Source organism: Leptolyngbya sp. Heron Island J (assembly GCF_000482245.1).
Lineage (GTDB): Bacteria > Cyanobacteriota > Cyanobacteriia > Phormidesmidales > Phormidesmidaceae > Leptothoe.
The window spans coordinates 74289-91237 of sequence record NZ_AWNH01000078.1; the positions used below are offsets into that span (position 1 = coordinate 74289).

Genomic DNA, 16949 nt, shown 5'->3' on the forward strand with positions numbered 1-16949 from the left:
TGGGGCGTTGCATGCAACGCCCCAACAATTGTATGGGACATTACATCACCATGCCGCCATCCACATTCATCACTTGCCCAGTAATGTAAGCAGCGGCTGGGTCTGCAGCCAGGAATCGAATCAGCCCTGCAACTTCACTGGCCTGACCATAGCGACCTAGTGGAATAAATTTCAAAATTTCCTCGGTGTTGGACAGTTCACTGGTCATGTCCGTTTCAATAAAACCAGGGGCAACGGCGTTAACGGTGACACCACGGGCGGCCATTTCTTTGGCCACGGTTTTGGTAAAGCCGATAACGCCCGCTTTAGCGGCGCTGTAGTTAGCCTGACCCGGATTTCCCATCAGTCCTGCCACCGACGAAATATTGATGATGCGTCCGGAGCGCTGTTTGAGCATGATTTTGGCCACAGCGCGAGTGCAGAGAAATACCCCAGTGAGGTTTAGATCGATCACTGCCTGCCAGGCGTCGGGCTTCATTCTCAGCAGCAGGGTGTCACGGGTAATGCCGGCATTATTGACTAGTACATCAATCCGGCCAAATTTTTCCATTGTGCCCTTGATCAGTGCATCAACTTGATCTTCCTTAGAGACATCTGCTTGAAGTGCAATGGCGCTACCCCCCACCTCGGTGATTTCAGCAACGACTTCATCAGCAGCCGTACTAGAGCGTGCATAGTTGATCACAACACTAGCTCCTTCTGCGGCGAGGGCAAGGGCTGCTGCTTTGCCAATGCCACGGGATGAACCAGTGATGATAGCGACCTGATCTTGCATTGCTCCAGTCATGATGAGGGGGAAATGGTTAACGGCTCGATCACTCTATTATTTTTGGGGGTTGGGGATCAATCTGGGTGGGTATTGGACATTGCCCATGTCAGCCTGAGTAACTAGCTTTAAAGTCCCATCACCTTATAAATCCTTACAAAAATGCCAAGAATTCCCTTAAATTCCTACCATTTTGATGGGGCTCGCTTAGCATAAAAGCTGAACTCATCCTGGATTTAGGACAATGGCTACTAAACAACAATTTTCTAGCTTTGAGGATATGTTAGCTGGGGCTGATAAGCCTACGCTGGTAGATTTTTACGCTACCTGGTGTGGTCCTTGTCAGCTGATGGCGGGCGAACTCAAGAAGGTTAAGGACGAACTGCAGGACAAGCTGCAAATTGTGAAAATTGACACAGATCGCTACAACACACTGGCATCCAAGCATCAGATCCATGCACTGCCTACGATGGTGCTGTTTAAGGACGGTCAGGAGATTGACCGGATTGAAGGTGCGATGACGGCTCCTCAGCTGGTGGATCGGCTGCAGCCAAATTTGTAGATAGGGCTGCTGCTCCCCCGTCGGCTATGATTGAGAGTCCTCAGGCTTACCTGGGTTTGTGATGACTCATTAGAACGGTATGGAAACGGATTGTGCCATTGCCCTGGGTAGTAACCTGGGAGATTCGGAGCAAACGATTGAAGCGGCGTTGGCACGACTTGATCGAGACGGCATGCGTTTGAGGGTGCGATCTCAACTCTACAAAACCGCTCCAGTGGGTCCCCCTCAGCCCGACTACATTAATGCAAGTGCGGTGTTTCATACCGCTTTACCTCCTGAGCAAGTGCTGCAAGTGCTGTTAGCTATCGAGGCTAGCTTTGGCCGTATCCGCCGCGAGCGTTGGGGACCGCGTACTTTAGATTTGGACCTATTGCTCTATGGTGACCAAGTAATCGATACGCCCAGGTTGACGTTGCCTCATCCCAGGATGCATGAGCGAGCCTTTGTGCTAGTGCCGCTGGCTGAGATTGCAGCGGATTGGCAACATCCACTGCAGCTGCAGACGGTAGCAGAATTGCTGGGGCAGCTAGATACGGCTGGGGTTTACCCCTTGGTGGCTTAGAGGCTGGGCTTCGACCTTGCTCAGCCATCTAATTCAATGAGGGCTGAGCGAAGTCGTATAGCCCTGCAGGCATGGGTAAGCCTAACGCTCAGAGTTGTCCATGGAGTTAGCCAGCGGCTCATGGTGTACTCTAATCCCGTTACCTCACAGCATTTACACTATGTCTCTTGGTCTAGAACCGCCTCAGCTGCTCAAGAAGTGTCTGTATTATGCCGGACGTAAGTTTGACTTTGAAGTCAATCGTCTGCGTTTACCTAACAAGGTTGAAGGCGACTGGGAATGTATTCGTCATCCGGGTGGAGCGATGGCTATCCCCATTACTCCTGAAGGAAAACTTGTCCTGGTGAGACAATATCGCTTTGCCGTCCAGGGAAGACTTTTAGAGTTCCCGGCAGGCACTATTGAAACCACTGAAGATGCCTTTACGACAATTCAGCGAGAGATTGAAGAAGAGACTGGTTATAGTGCGAAAGAATGGACAAATTTAGGTAAGTTTCCATTAGCACCTGGCTATTCTGACGAGTATATTTATGCATTTTTAGCTACAGAGTTAGAGAAACTTGAAATCCCCCCAAAACAAGATGATGATGAAGATATTGAAGTTGTTTTAATGACACCAGAAGAGTTTGAAAAAGCTGTTATTAGTGGTGAAGGAGTCGATGCAAAATCAATCGCTGGATACTTTATGGCTAAACCATTTTTGAACCAGTAAAGATGAAGGTATAGGTCCTACGTTAAAAAAAAACGTAGGACTTCTGTTTGAATCAAGGCTGGTAGGCTTTGTGTCACTGTTTCCCAGACGATTGGGCTAAATGCGACTATAGTCGTTCGATTGCCAAGGGATTAATGAATTCTGATGCGATAAAATCTGTCGTCTCGGAATCTATCATGGCGGAAATTATGACGTCGGAAGCCATCATGCCGAAATCTGACGTTGGGGAAATTATTATCTCGTAGGCTACCGGATCGGAAGAAAATGCCATCACGACGAAATTCACCCTGTCTGAATCGAGTGCGGTGAACGCTGCCATTGCGGAAAAAGATATCCCCTCGAAATCTACCTGGACGAAATCGACCATTACCAGATCGTCTTCTGTGAAACCCCTTGTCTGAAGCGATGCTTATATTGTCCGGTTCTACCCACGGACCCTCCCAGTCTTTTCGGGGTGACAGCTCATCTAAGCTAGAAGTCACCGGAGCGCTAACCTCTGTCTGGATCTGGTTAACAGTCTTAGGTTCGAAGGCCAAAGCGTTAGAATTCAATGCACTGAGGTGAGTGCCAAAAATTAGCAGCGGTAGCCAGTAAAATTTCATAGGGCCTCCGGCTCTTGAGAGGATTGGTGTATGGGGGAGATGCACCCTTGGTAGATGCTCAGAATGAACCTTGATATGTACTAAGATGTGACGCTCAAATGAGATGAGCGTGATGACATGCTGAAAAAAGCATAAATATCCTTGCCTACTATTATGAACACTTTTGGCGATTTTGATTCGCAAGGTGGGGTTGCAGTGGCTGATGTCTCATCAAAAGCTCTAGAAGAAAAAAACCTCTTTCTTGGTCCACATCAAGAAAGAGGTTTGTCAATGAACAATATTTGTTTCTACTGAGAGAAAAGAGTTAGAGGCAATAGCCTGTTTGTGACTGCCTATCACTAGCTAAGCTCATCACAACCGAGACATTTGCCACGATTGGTTATGGCATTCCAACTTGTATCCGTCTAAAAACAATTACGTTAGACGTCATGGTTGTACTTTACGCCACGATAGGTAAGCTGTACACGCTGATGGGGATGACTGGGAACCTTAAAAGCCCTGCGCTTGAGAGGAGCACCACGATAGGTACCAATCTTCTCTGTATCAGTAACTTGAACGTTTTCGAAGTGTGCTTCGTAGCTAGCGCCAAGAAATGATAATTTCATCTCGATTCCTCCAGATGTGTAGATGCCAGAACAGACCCCTTTAATGATGGAGAAGTTACTAAAGGATTCTGTCAAAAACACCAAAACTGTGTAATTGACTACAGTTTATATTTGATTTGGGTGTGGCGCAGCTAAGTTAGCAAAGCTTAAACTTAAAGTCTAATTTAATATTTGCTTAATTATTTGGCGAGAGCTTTATCCGCTAATTGTTATTCCCAAGCTGTCTAGCATAAAGGCATATTCAAAAGCCGTTTCTTCGAGCCAGCCATAGCGTCCGGAGGCCCCGCCATGGCCGGCATCCATGTTGGTTTTGAGGAGGAGTGTATTTTGGTCGGTTTTTAAACCTCGCAGTTTGGCGGTCCACTTAGCGGGTTCCCAGTAAGAGACTCGTGGGTCATTGAGTCCGCCAGTGATCAACAGGTCAGGATAGGTTTGAGCGGTGACATTGTCGTAGGGAGAGTAAGACTTCATGTAGTCGTAGTACTCTTTTTGGTTAGGGTTGCCCCATTCGTCCCATTCCATGACAGACAGCGGGAGGCTGGTGTCCAAAATGGTGGTTACAACATCGACAAAGGGGACGGCTGCAAGGGCCACCTTAAATAACTCGGGCCGCATGTTCAGCACAGCCCCCATTAGTAAACCGCCTGCACTACCGCCATAAATGGCTAGTTTGTTGGGGCTGGTCCATTTGTTCTTGATCAGGTATTCCGCACAGGCAATAAAATCTGTAAAGGTATTTTTCTTGTGGAGAAACTTACCGTCTTCATACCACGGGCGACCCATTTCACCCCCCCCGCGAATATGGGCAATGGCATAGACTACTCCTCGGTCTAGCAAGGATAGCCGAATTGAGGAAAAATAGGCAGACGATGACGCACTGTAGGAGCCATAGCCATAAAGCAGAAGAGGATTGTTGCCAGTATGCTGAATTCCTTTTTTGTATACCAGTGAGATGGGAATGTCAGTGCCATCTGGGGCTCTAGCCATCAGCCATTCACTTTGGTACAGGCTACGGTCATAGCCGCCTAGTACCGGAGTTTCTTTTTTAAGTTCTCGCTCTTGGGTGTTCATGTCATAGTCAAACACCGACGACGGGGTGATGAGTGATGTGTAGGTAAAACGTAGAACTTTGTTGTCAAACTCAGGCATAGCACCGGACCAGACTGAGTAGGTCGGTTCTGGAAACTCCAGATTCGTTTCTTCTCCTGTGGAGAGTTTCTGGATGCGAATGGTAGGGAGCCCCCCTTGGCGTTCATAGATAACTAGATGATCGATAAACACGCTGATGCCGGTCAGTTGTACATCTGGGCGATGGGGGATAGCTGTTTGCCAGTTCTCTTTGCTCAGAGCCTCCACGGGGGTCACCATTAGCTTAGAGTTAATGGCGTCTTCGTTAGTGACAATGTAAAACCGATTGGGATCTTTCTCGTTGCCAGGATGATGAGAGATGGCATACTCCACTCCATGCTGACGTGGGCAGACGACCTGGAACTCTCCATCTGGATTATTGGCATCCAAAATTCGGATTTCAGAGGTGATTTTACTGTTGATTGAAATAATCAAGTAGGCATCGCTACGGGTGCCGCCTACGGAGAGATAAAACGCTTCATCATTTTCTTCATAGATTAGCTGATCGGTGTCGGGATCTGCACCCAAACGATGTTTCCATACCTGATAAGGACGATGGGTGTCATCTAGCCGGGTGTAAAATACAGTTTGGTTGTCGTTGGCCCAAACGACTTCGCTGATGTTTTCGATTTCTTCTGGATAAAGCTTACCGGTGGTCAAGTCCTTGAATACTAGAGTGCAGCGCTCTGAACCGTTCGTGTCTATTGCGTAGGCCAGTAGTCGATGATCGAGACTGGTTTCGTAATCACCTAAGGCAAAGAATTCATGGCCTTTTGCTAGTTCATTTTCATCGAGTAAGATTTCTTCAGGAGTATCTAGACTGTTTTGTTTGCGGCATAAAATGCGATAGGCTTTGCCTTCTTCGGTGCGGCTGTAGTAGTAGTAATCGCCGTCTTTAGTGGGCACGGACAGGTCAGTTTCCTGGATGCGCCCTAGCATTTCCTCATATAGGGCTTTCTGAAAGTCCTTGATATGGGCTGTTTGGGCTTTGGTGTATTCGTTTTCGGCGTTGAGGTACGCTAGGGTTTCTGGGGAGTTGCGATCGCGCAGCCAATAATAGTCATCAATCCGAATATCTCCATGTTTTTCAAGGGTTTTCGGCTGTTTTTTGGCGATAGGTGCTCCAGACGTAGTCAAAATCTTAGCTCCTCGGTGTATGTCTTTCTAGAATACTGAGCCAGCGCGTTGGTGACCATTCTTGATAGCTCAAAACCCACAACTTTTTATACAGACCTGCTTGATTCAAAAAAAACTATACTAATCAGACCCTGCTTTTGCTTAAGCTAATGACTGATCTAATCCTGTTTTGGCATCGTCGCGATCTGCGCACCAGTGATAATTTGGGTCTCGCTGCTGCCCGCGAACGTAGCGCTAAGGTCGTCGGTGTTTTTTGCTTAGATCCAGACATCCTAGAAGCAGATGATGTGGCACCCGCTAGGGTAACCTACATGATTGGCTGTTTGCGAGAGCTGCAAACCCGTTACACAAAAGCAGGTAGCGATTTACTTATCTTGCAAGGTAAACCTGTCGAAGAAATTCCTAAGATTGCTGCTGCTTTAGATGCGATCGCTGTCTACTGGAACCGTGATGTAGAACCCTATTCCCGTCAGCGGGATAATGCGGTAGCCGCTGCGCTGAAGGAAAAGGGCATTGAAATACGAACTAAAACCTGGGACCAGTTACTCCATGCCCCTGGCGAAATACAGACTGGCTCTGGCGAACCTTACAAGGTATACACACCTTTTTGGCGTAACTGGTATCAACAGGCAAAAGCAGAGCCCGCTGCCAGGTTAGCTAATCTAACCGGACTTAGTCCCACTGAAACGTCGCAGGCTAAGGACGCTGGCATTATTGAGCTACCTGCAGCCAAAGATTTAGGCTTTAATTGGGACCAGCCGTTGCCTGTAGAGCCTGGAGAAGCTGCAGCGCAGGAACTGTTGACCGAGTTTTGTAGAGAGGATAGGGCAATTGCCGCATACGATGAACAACGCAACTTTCCCTCAGTTACTGGCACATCCATGCTTAGTGCCGCATTAAAGTTTGGCGCAATTGGCATTCGTACCGTATGGGCAGCTGCCGACGCAGCCTACAGTTGCTGTCGTAGTGACGAAACTCATAGCAATGTCCAAACCTGGATGCAGGAGCTGGCCTGGCGAGAGTTTTATCAACATGTGATGTACTTTTTCCCGAAACTGGCGGAGGGGCCTTATCGTGAAGCCTGGAAAGACTTTCCCTGGGATAATAACGAAGATAAATTTGTGGCTTGGTGTGAGGGGCGCACCGGTTACCCAATCGTAGATGCCGCTATGCGTCAGCTGAATGAAACAGGTTGGATGCACAACCGCTGTCGAATGATCGTGGCTAGCTTTCTAACCAAGGATTTAATCATTGACTGGCGTTGGGGTGAAAAATACTTTATGCAAAAGCTAATAGATGGCGATCTCAGTGCCAATAACGGCGGCTGGCAGTGGAGTGCTTCTAGCGGTATGGACCCCAAGCCCTTAAGGATTTTTAACCCAGCCAGCCAGGCTAAAAAATTTGATGCCGATGCGGAATATGTTCGCCAGTGGCTGCCTGAAGTTCGCCATGTAGATACGGGGGCATTAGTTAGCGGCAAACTCTCGCCGCTGGATTTAGAGGGCACTGACTATGTCGCTCCCATCGTTGATCACAAGAAACAACAGGCCATTTTTAAAGAACGCTATAAAGCACAAAAAGCCAAGTTAGAGTAGAGCTTGAGACATCAGGCAGATTTAATTTGGAGGAGGGCATTGCTGAGCTTCGGTATGAATCAAGCTGTGAGACTCAGGCGAATAGCGATCGCAATATACAGATTTATTCTCTAAATCAGCAACGGTTTGGGTAGCGGTAATAAACCGACTGCTAATGTCATCACTTTGGACAGTGCCTGACCCATTTTGAATTTGGGCGGAACCGTGGCTTGCATGAGCAGGACATAACTAAGAGTCCTTACCTGTTTACTTAGTTCTAGGCTTGTAAGGGTTTTTAGTGTGCCTAGAAATCTAAACTATCTAACTATATGCAACCTCTAAGCCGTTTAACCCTGGACTACGCCCCTGCAGAACCCCGCCTCAAGCTATCACAAAATTTAACTGAGTTTCCCCTAGAAATTTTAGATCTGGCAGACTCACTGGAGATTTTAGATCTGTCCAATAATTGTCTCAGCAGTTTACCTCAGGAATTTTCCCAACTCAAGAAACTCAGAGTCGCGTTTTTCAACAACAACCAGTTTGAAGAATTTCCCGAAGTGTTGGCAGCCTGCCCCAACCTGTCAATGATTAGCTTTAAGGGTAATAAACTTAAATCTATTAGTGAAGATGCCCTATCCCCCAATATTCGCTGGCTGATTCTGACCAATAATCAACTGACAACGCTCCCGAGCAGCATTGGGAAACTAAGCCAGTTGCAAAAGTGCATGCTGGCCGGAAACCAGCTGCAGTCTTTGCCAGACGAGTTAGCCAACTGCAAAAAATTGGAGTTAATTCGGTTAGCCGCTAATCAGTTACAAACGCTACCTGCTTGGCTGTTTAACCTACCCCGCTTAACCTGGTTAGCCTATGCGGGTAACCCTTGTTGCCAACCAACAGCATCCCCAATAGATACCTCGCTAGCCGCCATTGATCCAGCCGAGTTACAACTGGCGGAGGTTTTGGGCCAGGGAGCTTCTGGCATAATTTATAAGGGGTTTTGGCAAACTGATGCCTCTTCGGTTCAAGATGTAGCTGTTAAACTTTTCAAAGGTGAGATTACCAGCGACGGGTCGCCGTTGGATGAAATGCAGGCTTGTATGGCGGCGGGAAAGCACCCCAACTTGATGAATATGTTAGGTAAACCAAGTCGACCGATTGAGGGTAAAGCGGCTCTGGTATTCTCTTTTATCACCTCTGACTATAGTAACCTGGGTGAACCGCCTAGCCTGGAGACTTGTACCCGAGATACTTACAAAGAAGACACGTCATTTACGCTACCAGTCATTCTCAAGATTGCCCAGGGAATTGCTGCCGTTGTGGCCCATCTTCACAGCCGAGGTATTATTCACGGTGACCTTTATGCCCATAATATTCTAGTAAATAGCCAAGGAAAGGCTATTTTAGGAGATTTTGGTGCAGCATCCTTTTATGATCCAAGCGAGCAGACCACAGCAAAGGCCTTGGAAAGCTTTGAGGCCAGAGCCTATGGTTGTTTACTAGAAGATCTGTTGGAGCGTCATATTTCTGAGAATGAAGAGAATGAGATAAAAATATTTCAGTGTCTACGCCAGTTGCAACAGTGCTGTATGTCTACAGTATCCAGCGAACGACCATCCTTCAGTAGAATTAATCAAGTATTGGCAGAGGCGGCAACGCTTGTTTAAAGTTGTTGTTCTCTGTTGGATTTATGATTGAGACGTGCTTGAGTTTTGTTAGCGAAAAAAGCCTCAGTCAGTGTTTAGCGATTCTATTGTTGATTATTGCAAAACAGCCTGTAGGTGGGCTTGGGAATAAATCTCACCACTAACTCAAAGCACTTAAGCACTGTCTCAATCATTAAATCCACATTGCCTACTGCAACGGGTCATCTTCCTGTGCAGGCAATACCCAAATGGTTCAGCTGGTCTATGTCAGCCAGATACCCACTAACCATCCCTTCACCTGATACCTGTCATTATCGCTTCATAGCAAGCATTAACCCATCGGCAATGGGGACTAAACTCATAGATACGCGCTCATCGCTATGGATTTTCTGATTGAGGGCATGAATCCGTTTTGTGCGATTGTCCTGTTTCTCTGTTGGGGCAGCTACACGCCCCGACCACAATACATTATCGACAGCAATCAAGCCACCGGGTTTTACCAGTTGCAGTGCCCGCTCATAATAGTTGTCATAGTTACTTTTATCTGCATCAATAAATGCAAAGTCAAAACTGTTGCCATGGCCTTCAGCGATTAACTGATCGAGAGTGTCCAGGGCTGGCGCAATTCGCAAGTCTATTTTGTGGGCGACTCCAGCTTTTTCCCAATATTTGCGAGCCATCGTGGTGTACTCATCACTGATGTCGCAGGCAATTAATTGACCATCATCAGGTAATGCCATCGCTACGATTAGTGAGCTATAGCCGGTGAAGACACCCACTTCCAAGGCTTTTTTTACTCCCAAGAGCTGCACCAGTAGACCCATAAATTGGCCTTGTTCTGGGGCAATTTGCATCACAGATCTAGGATGCTGCGCATTTTCTTCTCGTAGTTGTTGCAGAATCTCACTATCGCGAACGCCAACTGAGAGTAGATAGCTGTAAAGACTTTCGGTGAGACTGAGGATTTGGGTGGACATCGGAGAGGGTTTTGAGTTTTAGGTTTTGAGCTTTGAGTTCATAGTATTAATGAACATTACTTACCCAGGGAATTTTAAGGTAAACAACTCAACATTAAAACTGCTTAGTCAGTTGGGTAAAGCCCCTGATAACCCAAAACCCTAAAACTCTATAGATGTCTCTTGTAATACTAATGTCAGTCTGGTTTAACTGTTTGCTACCCTGAAAGGTAGAGTGCGTGAGGAACACCTGATGGATGCGACCCAGGTGGTGCAGGTATCTGCTCGGGTAGGGTGGATTATTGAAATTAGTCAGCAGGATGATGGCTATCGCTGCTGGGTAATCAACCGTGACCTGGATGTTCTGAGTGATGGGTATGTATACGCTACCAGCAGTGCAGCTCTAGCTGCAGGCAGGCTATTTGTGGAGAGAAATTAGGCCACTTTTAGGACTGACACAAGACCCGTCGCATGGTTTTCAGATTGCCTGGTAAGTCGATCCGCATGGCTTGTTCCAGCAAAAATTTGGGGGCTGGAATCATGGGTGTGGCTTTGACGGAATAGGTTAATAGTGTGCCTTCACCAAAATCTTCAAGGACTAGGTCGGCGGCAAAATCTGCAAAGGTGCCACGCTCTAGCCGAAACTGAATGCTTTGGTGTAAGTGTTCAACAACGTGAAGATAAATTTCTACCTGGGCAGTGAAAAGGATGAATGCCTTGCGAGCGGCTTGATATAGCTTGCGAGTAATGCGCTGAGACTGCTGTCTAACGTGCTGTTTTACGGAAGCTTCTAACTCACGGCTCTGGGTAATGTCAGGAAAGTAGTGAACCCAACGGCTATAGTCGGTGAGTTGTTCCCAGAGTTGCGATCGCACCAGCGGCACATACATTTGAGCAGTAACAGCGGCCCCTTTACCAGTATGGTTAGTATCGGTTGCAATTAAGATGTCGCCGCGCAGCAATGCCGCTTGTTGTGTCATCGAAACCATAGGATAAATAAGGAAAACTCTATATGTACTTAATAAATTGGTCGTTTAACTGAAAATCCCCCAACCATTAGTTGGCTAAGTGTAAATTGCCAGTTTTTACTGATTCGTTGCCATTATTAACTAGACGACATAAGACTAGTGTCAAGCAGACACATTTTTGCGTAAAACCTTAGTGAACCTTGTTGTTCCCCCCGAGAGTATATACATACCTGATCGATGGCTAACCGTTTTCGTTTGCGTCCAATTACTCAGCTGTTGTTAGCAACGATTGCTATGACAGCCATTGTCTGGCTTTTGCGGGGTATTGGACTGTTGTCATTTTTGCCAGGAATTATCATTTGGTTATTGATTCTGACGTGTTTTGCGATCGCGCTCTTTAGCAGCTTGCAGTCCACCCGATAGGATAGTGCATATTGCTAGATAAACGTAAATTTTTTCTAAACCAGATGTTAAATAAACTTTAAATTCGGTCTGCTAGGTTGCCGGGGAGTTGTGAGGCAATCAGCAATGGAACTATTGAGACTTCTGGGTATTCCCCTGCTATTACTGCTATTGGGGGATTTCGTCGCTACATTTATCTACCACGTGCCCGAACATGTGTTTGGCCGATACCACAGCATTGTGCATCATAGCCCCAACCGTAGTTTTGTCAGTTATGCCCTGCGCCAGCACTGTCCTCAAGCACTGCTGCCAGGCTTTCTAGGTGCGTTACCGTATCTCATGTGGGTGCCTTTGCTGTGGACACTTTCTCCTCTAGGAACTGTGCTTGGTCTTTTGCTGGCTGAATTGCATGTGATCTGGCGGCATCAGTTTGACCCCGCCTATCGCACCCCAAAGTTAGTTAAGCTCCTCTGCCGCTGGTTGTGTATCACTACCCCGGAACGCCATCGGCTGCACCACCGTAATGCAAATCTGGCTTACGGAGATGTCTTTACCTTTTACGGTAAACCTGCTCAGCATTGGTTGACCTTTCTGCGTCAGTTAAAACGCCAGTGGGCTTAGTCCCCACATTTACGATCCCTATAGGCATCCCAGTCCCTACATGGCATAGCAAGTCCGCGATTCCTACATCCTGCAAACACATTGCCGCCGCCGCATCCTGTAAGGTTAAGGATGAATCGGTTCGCCGGCGCAAGGAGTATCATGACCATCCAAACGGTTTCGACAACGCCTTTTTCAGACCAAAAACCGGGGACATCCGGTTTACGTAAACAGGTCGCTGTTTTTCAAAAGCCCAATTATTTAGAGAATTTTGTTCAATCCATATTTGATAGCTTGGATGGCTACCAGGGACAAACACTGGTTGTTGGTGGAGACGGTCGCTTTTACAATCGCCAAGCCATTCAAATCATTCTAAAAATGGCTGCCGCCAATGGCTTTGGTAAAGTCCTGGTGGGGCAGGGGGGTATTTTCTCTACCCCAGCGGTATCCTGCATTATTCGTAAATATGAAGCCTTTGGCGGCATTATCCTTTCTGCTAGTCACAATCCCGGCGGCCCGGATGGGGACTTTGGCATTAAGTACAACATTGGCAATGGTGGCCCCGCTCCAGAAAAGGTGACTAGTGCCATTTTTGAGCGTAGCAAGGTCATTGATGAGTACAAAATTTTAGAAGCCGAAGATGTCAACCTGGACCGAGTGGGTTCCACGTCCCTGGGTAATATGACCGTTGAGGTGCTCGATGCAGTCAATGACTATGCGGCGCTGATGGAGACCCTGTTTGACTTTGAGCAAATCCGTCAGCTGCTCACCTCCGGTAATTTTAAGATGTGCATGGATTCGCTCCATGCGGTGACTGGTCCCTATGCTAAGGCGATTTTTGAAGGGCTATTGGGGGCACCCAAAGGTACCGTGCAGAACGGTGAGCCCCTGGAAGACTTCGGTGGCGGACACCCTGACCCCAATCTAGTCTATGCCCATGACCTGGTGGAGGTGATGTTTGGTGATCATCCCCCTAGCTTTGGAGCGGCCTCCGACGGTGATGGCGATCGCAATATGATCGTCGGTAGCAATTTCTTTGTCACCCCCAGCGATAGTCTAGCTGTCTTAGCTGCAAATGCTACCCTGGTCCCCGGCTATCGCGATGGTGTTGCCGGTGTGGCCCGTTCCATGCCCACCAGCCAGGCGGTGGACCGGGTGGCTGAAAAACTTGGCATCGACTGCTACGAAACACCCACCGGGTGGAAGTTCTTTGGTAACCTGCTGGATGCTGACCAAGCCACACTATGCGGTGAAGAAAGCTTTGGTACCGGCTCTAACCACGTTCGCGAGAAGGACGGTCTATGGGCAGTGCTGTTCTGGCTGAATATCCTGGCGGTGAAAGGTCAGTCCGTTGAAGCTATTGTTAAAGACCACTGGGCTACCTATGGACGTAATTACTACAGTCGCCATGACTTTGAAGGCGTAGATAAGGATGTGGCAAATGAGCTGATGGCGGGATTGCGATCGCAGCTATCCACCCTCAAAGGTCAGCCGTTAGGTAGCTACACCGTGGCCTACGCCGATGACTTTAGCTATACCGACCCTATCGACAAAAGCGTTAGCCAAAAGCAAGGCATTCGCATTGGCTTTACCGACGGTTCTCGCATTGTGTTTCGCCTTTCTGGTACCGGCACTCAAGGAGCTACCCTGCGCCTTTACGTCGAAAACTACGAACCCGATACCTCCAAGCACAACATCGATACCCAGGAAGCTTTAGCGCCCCTGATTCAGCTGGCCGATGAAGTTGCCAAAATTAAGGAACTCACTGGTTTCGATGAACCCACAGTGATCACCTAAACTTAGACGACCAACCTAGACGACCCCGAGCACTCTCCCATCCTGGGAGGGGCTCCTCCTGGGTAGATCAACCCCTCGCTGGATCTACTGACCCGGCACTGTTACCCCGCTTTTAACCTGCTGCTTATCCGCATTCTTGCCATATTTCTCGGCTACTGCGGTTACCTCAGCGACCCGCTCAGCATTACTAACCTCTTCAGCCTTGGCTCTGGCGGCAGCGGCCTCCTTGGCCTTCAATCCATTTTGGGCCCGTGTCCAAAAGGACATCGTAAACCCTACGCCCAAATAGGTAGCGCTCATAATCGCCCATCCCTCAATGACGTAGTTCATCATGTAATTTAAGGTTTCAACGGTCATGATGCGTTCCTGTTGGTGTAAACAACGTTGATGAAACGGGCTTTAATAGCCAGCATTACGCACTAGCAGGCTAACCGCTAGCATCCACAGTAAAAATTCTTTTGATCCCCATTTAAGCAGGTTCTTTTTGGGATCGGTACTTATCGCAAAAAATATTTTGGACAGACTTTTATAAAGACCATCTCAAATACATCAGTGGCTTTCAATGCGAGACAGACCGTTGTTGTAGAGTGTCGAATAGCCTGAATCCCAATGGATATAGGTTATTTCACGTATACATAACTCTATTTATTAAGACTATGAACGTTAGTGCTTTGATTAAGCCTCTGACTGCTGCATGGGTGGGTATCTGTGCGATCGCGGCTCCAGCTTTAGCTCTGCCCTCGGCTGAAAGTGGGATTGAGAATTATATTGGTGTGGGCGTACGGGCAGGGCTTAACGACGATACAGCGGCGGTGATTGATTCTAAGCTTGAAGTTGTCTCGTTTGAGCAGGGTAGTGTGTCTGTGAGACCGGCGCTATTAGTTGGCGATGACTTTGAAAGCCGTTTGCCCGTTTCCTTTGATTTACCTTTGGAAGAGCAGTTCTTGGTCTTTGGGGGCGGTGGTTTTGCCTATAACTTCGATAGTAGCGACTTTGACCCGATGATTACTGGTGGCCTTGATATGGCTCTCAGTGATCGTCTGATTCTAAATGTAGAGGGTAACCTAATTTTCAAATCTAACGATACGGATGCGGAAGTTGCAGCGTCGGTCAACTGGTTGTTCTAGACTGGCCGATTGGCTAAGGGTTTGAATCACCTTGGGTAGACACTGGGATTGGATTGCCAGGCAGTAGAGAATTAGTTGGGCTCAATGTTAGTTGTAGCAATACTATTCAGCCGACGGCGCTGTTCGGTATTGTGAAATACCGAGCGTCACTGTCTGTCCTATGTCTACCCGCTTGTCTTTCCAAACTAAATTTGCCTATGGTGTTGGCGAATTAGGAACAGCTATTCCCATTGGTTTAGCGATTTTTTATCTACTGTTTTTCCTGACCGAGGTGGTGGGGCTATCGCCCACGCTAGCCGGTACAGTATTGCTGATTGGGCGGGTATGGGATGCCGTCAATGATCCGATTATTGGTTGGTTAAGCGATCGCACCCAGACTCGTTGGGGACGTCGCTATCCATGGTTAGTCCTAGGGGCATTACCCCTAGGATTTTTTACATTTATGCTGTGGATTGTGCCGCCTCTACAGTCACAGGCCAGTTTGTTTGTCTACTACGTGCTGATGGCTGTGGGAGGCTATGCGGCGTTTTCGGTGATTATTTTGCCGATGGTGGCGATCGCCACCGAACTCACCCCCGACTACGACGAACGCACCAGCATCATGTCCGTGCGCTCAGCCGCCAATATTATTGGTTCTGTTGTTGGGTTAGTAATGGCTCAGATTATTTTTGCCCTGGTTGAAAACACCCGCCGTCAGTACATGATTTTGGGTGGGGTGAGTGCCATCGTGATTGTGGTAACCATTGCTGTGTGTGTCGTTGGCACTTATGGCCAATATCGACCCGTAATGCGTCAGCAGCCGGAATTATCCCCCCACCCCATGGGCCGCCAACTACGCAAAGTATTTGCAAATCGAGCATTTCGCTGGGTTATGGGGTTATATCTATGCTCCTGGGTTGGAGTCCAGGTAACAGCGGCGATGCTGCCTTTTTTTGTGACTGAATGGATGCATCTGGGCGAGCAGCATTTTACCCAAATGGCAATAGCAGTTCAGGGTAGCTCAGTGGCGATGATACCGTTTTGGCTTTGGGTCACCAAACGTACCAGCAAGCAGACGGTTTATTACGCAGGAGCCCCATTGGCGCTGATCGGTGTTTGCATTTTAGGGCTGGTACAGCCCGGTCAGATAGTCGTAATGTACTTGATTGGTGTAGTCATTGGGGCTGGGTTATCCACCTTTTATCTGGTGCCGTTTGCCATGCTACCTGATGTGATTGACGATGAAGAACTGCGTACAGGGGAGCGCCAGGAGGGTATCTTTATTAGCCTGATGGTGTTTTTGCAAAAAGTAGGGGTGGCGATCGCAATTTTTCTCTCCGGCTGGATGCTCGACTGGGCCGGACAAACCGGACCCGATGGTCGCCTGTTAATTATTCGACTCCTAGCCAGCGCCCTGCCCAGCCTATTAATTTGTGGCGGTATCTATTGTGTCTATCGCTATCCCCTCACCCGTCGCGCCCACCATCGGATTCGCCTACAACTAGAACGCAACCGCAAACAACCTTAACGTAATTAGGTTCGTTTACACCAAATTTTGTAGAGACGTTCTATAGAACGTCTCTACAAAATTGATCCTTATTCCCCTACGACATCTATGCAAACCACTGCCGACTATTATTGCGCCTACTGCGGCGAACCCAACACCACCTTTATCGACATCAGTAGTGGTCTTACCCAGCAATATGTTGAAGATTGTCAAGTATGTTGTCGCCCGAACATTCTTTACATCACCATTGACGAAGAGACCCTGGAGGTAGATATCCAGACCGATTGTGAAGACCGTTAATAGCGTGTGAGGAAATTACTGA

19 protein-coding genes are annotated in these 16949 nt (G+C 47.8%); 12 read left to right on the forward strand and 7 right to left on the reverse strand.

The window, feature by feature from the left end:
• Window positions 1-40 precede the first annotated feature (40 nt).
• Complete coding sequence (fabG, locus tag N836_RS61625; RefSeq protein ID WP_031293558.1) at window positions 41-787, reverse strand: 3-oxoacyl-[acyl-carrier-protein] reductase; 747 nt, start codon at window positions 785-787, stop codon at window positions 41-43.
• A gap of 223 nt (window positions 788-1010) precedes the next feature.
• Here fabG and trxA point away from each other — a divergent pair, with 223 nt between their 5' ends.
• The 3 genes from trxA (at window position 1011) to N836_RS61640 (ending at window position 2602) form a co-directional block, all read left to right on the forward strand.
• Window positions 1011-1328, forward strand: a complete 318-nt coding sequence (trxA, locus tag N836_RS61630; protein ID WP_023074805.1) for a thioredoxin — start codon at window positions 1011-1013, stop codon at window positions 1326-1328.
• A gap of 79 nt (window positions 1329-1407) precedes the next feature.
• Window positions 1408-1890 carry a 2-amino-4-hydroxy-6-hydroxymethyldihydropteridine diphosphokinase gene (folK, locus tag N836_RS61635; protein ID WP_023074806.1) on the forward strand — a complete coding sequence of 161 codons (483 nt, stop codon included), beginning with the start codon at window positions 1408-1410 and terminating at the stop codon, window positions 1888-1890.
• Window positions 1891-2050: 160 nt separating this feature from the next.
• Window positions 2051-2602, forward strand: coding sequence for an NUDIX hydrolase (locus N836_RS61640; protein ID WP_031293559.1), 552 nt, complete (start codon window positions 2051-2053; stop codon window positions 2600-2602).
• Window positions 2603-2733: 131 nt separating this feature from the next.
• On the opposite strand, the gene N836_RS76055 is transcribed toward N836_RS61640, so the two are convergent.
• From N836_RS76055 to N836_RS61650, 3 genes are all read right to left on the reverse strand, one after another.
• On the reverse strand, window positions 2734-3204 hold the full coding sequence (locus N836_RS76055; protein WP_152532230.1) for a hypothetical protein: 471 nt from the start codon (window positions 3202-3204) through the stop codon (window positions 2734-2736).
• A 419-nt stretch (window positions 3205-3623) separates the two neighbouring features.
• Window positions 3624-3809, reverse strand: a complete 186-nt coding sequence (locus tag N836_RS74830) for a DUF4278 domain-containing protein (protein ID WP_071789083.1) — start codon at window positions 3807-3809, stop codon at window positions 3624-3626.
• Window positions 3810-4004: 195 nt separating this feature from the next.
• Complete coding sequence (locus N836_RS61650) at window positions 4005-6074, reverse strand: S9 family peptidase (RefSeq protein ID WP_023074811.1); 2070 nt, start codon at window positions 6072-6074, stop codon at window positions 4005-4007.
• 149 nt (window positions 6075-6223) lie between these two features.
• Here N836_RS61650 and N836_RS61655 point away from each other — a divergent pair, with 149 nt between their 5' ends.
• Window positions 6224-7669, forward strand: a complete 1446-nt coding sequence (locus tag N836_RS61655; protein ID WP_023074812.1) for an FAD-binding domain-containing protein — start codon at window positions 6224-6226, stop codon at window positions 7667-7669.
• Window positions 7670-7977: 308 nt separating this feature from the next.
• Window positions 7978-9312 (forward strand): leucine-rich repeat-containing protein kinase family protein, encoded by a 1335-nt coding sequence (locus N836_RS61660; RefSeq protein WP_023074814.1) that lies wholly within the window; start codon window positions 7978-7980, stop codon window positions 9310-9312.
• A 290-nt stretch (window positions 9313-9602) separates the two neighbouring features.
• Here N836_RS61660 and N836_RS61665 read toward each other — a convergent pair whose 3' ends face one another.
• On the reverse strand, window positions 9603-10268 hold the full coding sequence (locus N836_RS61665; RefSeq protein ID WP_023074815.1) for a class I SAM-dependent methyltransferase: 666 nt from the start codon (window positions 10266-10268) through the stop codon (window positions 9603-9605).
• Window positions 10269-10500: 232 nt separating this feature from the next.
• Between N836_RS61665 and N836_RS61670 the strand changes: the two genes are divergently transcribed.
• Window positions 10501-10686, forward strand: a complete 186-nt coding sequence (locus N836_RS61670) for a hypothetical protein (RefSeq protein ID WP_023074816.1) — start codon at window positions 10501-10503, stop codon at window positions 10684-10686.
• 7 nt (window positions 10687-10693) lie between these two features.
• On the opposite strand, the gene N836_RS61675 is transcribed toward N836_RS61670, so the two are convergent.
• Window positions 10694-11236 carry an SRPBCC family protein gene (locus N836_RS61675; protein ID WP_031293563.1) on the reverse strand — a complete coding sequence of 181 codons (543 nt, stop codon included), beginning with the start codon at window positions 11234-11236 and terminating at the stop codon, window positions 10694-10696.
• Window positions 11237-11452: 216 nt separating this feature from the next.
• Here N836_RS61675 and N836_RS61680 point away from each other — a divergent pair, with 216 nt between their 5' ends.
• From N836_RS61680 to N836_RS61690, 3 genes are all read left to right on the forward strand, one after another.
• Window positions 11453-11638, forward strand: coding sequence for a hypothetical protein (locus N836_RS61680; protein ID WP_023074818.1), 186 nt, complete (start codon window positions 11453-11455; stop codon window positions 11636-11638).
• Between the two features lie 105 nt (window positions 11639-11743).
• Window positions 11744-12238 (forward strand): sterol desaturase family protein, encoded by a 495-nt coding sequence (locus tag N836_RS61685; protein ID WP_023074819.1) that lies wholly within the window; start codon window positions 11744-11746, stop codon window positions 12236-12238.
• A 141-nt stretch (window positions 12239-12379) separates the two neighbouring features.
• Window positions 12380-14014, forward strand: coding sequence for an alpha-D-glucose phosphate-specific phosphoglucomutase (locus N836_RS61690; RefSeq protein WP_023074820.1), 1635 nt, complete (start codon window positions 12380-12382; stop codon window positions 14012-14014).
• 84 nt (window positions 14015-14098) lie between these two features.
• Here the strand turns inward: N836_RS61690 and N836_RS61695 are convergent, their stop codons facing one another.
• On the reverse strand, window positions 14099-14371 hold the full coding sequence (locus tag N836_RS61695; protein ID WP_023074821.1) for a hypothetical protein: 273 nt from the start codon (window positions 14369-14371) through the stop codon (window positions 14099-14101).
• Between the two features lie 299 nt (window positions 14372-14670).
• On the opposite strand from N836_RS61695, the gene N836_RS61700 reads away from it, so the two are divergent.
• The 3 genes from N836_RS61700 (at window position 14671) to N836_RS61710 (ending at window position 16927) form a co-directional block, all read left to right on the forward strand.
• Entirely contained in the window at window positions 14671-15141 is a 471-nt protein-coding gene (locus N836_RS61700) for a hypothetical protein (protein ID WP_023074822.1), read from the forward strand.
• 160 nt (window positions 15142-15301) lie between these two features.
• Complete coding sequence (locus N836_RS61705; protein WP_023074823.1) at window positions 15302-16648, forward strand: MFS transporter; 1347 nt, start codon at window positions 15302-15304, stop codon at window positions 16646-16648.
• 87 nt (window positions 16649-16735) lie between these two features.
• Window positions 16736-16927 carry a CPXCG motif-containing cysteine-rich protein gene (locus N836_RS61710; RefSeq protein WP_023074824.1) on the forward strand — a complete coding sequence of 64 codons (192 nt, stop codon included), beginning with the start codon at window positions 16736-16738 and terminating at the stop codon, window positions 16925-16927.
• Window positions 16928-16949 lie beyond the last annotated feature (22 nt).

Coding starts and splice junctions, on each gene's coding strand:
- N836_RS74830 (WP_071789083.1), bottom strand. CDS start 3,809: ATGAAATTATCATTTCTTGGCGCTAGCTACGAAGCACACTTCGAAAAC.
- N836_RS61680 (WP_023074818.1), top strand. CDS start 11,453: ATGGCTAACCGTTTTCGTTTGCGTCCAATTACTCAGCTGTTGTTAGCA.
- N836_RS61670 (WP_023074816.1), top strand. CDS start 10,501: ATGGATGCGACCCAGGTGGTGCAGGTATCTGCTCGGGTAGGGTGGATT.
- trxA (WP_023074805.1), top strand. CDS start 1,011: ATGGCTACTAAACAACAATTTTCTAGCTTTGAGGATATGTTAGCTGGG.
- N836_RS61685 (WP_023074819.1), top strand. CDS start 11,744: ATGGAACTATTGAGACTTCTGGGTATTCCCCTGCTATTACTGCTATTG.
- N836_RS61675 (WP_031293563.1), bottom strand. CDS start 11,236: ATGGTTTCGATGACACAACAAGCGGCATTGCTGCGCGGCGACATCTTA.
- N836_RS61640 (WP_031293559.1), top strand. CDS start 2,051: ATGTCTCTTGGTCTAGAACCGCCTCAGCTGCTCAAGAAGTGTCTGTAT.
- fabG (WP_031293558.1), bottom strand. CDS start 787: ATGACTGGAGCAATGCAAGATCAGGTCGCTATCATCACTGGTTCATCC.
- N836_RS61665 (WP_023074815.1), bottom strand. CDS start 10,268: ATGTCCACCCAAATCCTCAGTCTCACCGAAAGTCTTTACAGCTATCTA.
- N836_RS61655 (WP_023074812.1), top strand. CDS start 6,224: ATGACTGATCTAATCCTGTTTTGGCATCGTCGCGATCTGCGCACCAGT.
- N836_RS61690 (WP_023074820.1), top strand. CDS start 12,380: ATGACCATCCAAACGGTTTCGACAACGCCTTTTTCAGACCAAAAACCG.
- N836_RS61705 (WP_023074823.1), top strand. CDS start 15,302: ATGTCTACCCGCTTGTCTTTCCAAACTAAATTTGCCTATGGTGTTGGC.
- N836_RS76055 (WP_152532230.1), bottom strand. CDS start 3,204: ATGAAATTTTACTGGCTACCGCTGCTAATTTTTGGCACTCACCTCAGT.
- N836_RS61700 (WP_023074822.1), top strand. CDS start 14,671: ATGAACGTTAGTGCTTTGATTAAGCCTCTGACTGCTGCATGGGTGGGT.
- N836_RS61710 (WP_023074824.1), top strand. CDS start 16,736: ATGCAAACCACTGCCGACTATTATTGCGCCTACTGCGGCGAACCCAAC.
- N836_RS61660 (WP_023074814.1), top strand. CDS start 7,978: ATGCAACCTCTAAGCCGTTTAACCCTGGACTACGCCCCTGCAGAACCC.
- N836_RS61695 (WP_023074821.1), bottom strand. CDS start 14,371: ATGACCGTTGAAACCTTAAATTACATGATGAACTACGTCATTGAGGGA.
- folK (WP_023074806.1), top strand. CDS start 1,408: ATGGAAACGGATTGTGCCATTGCCCTGGGTAGTAACCTGGGAGATTCG.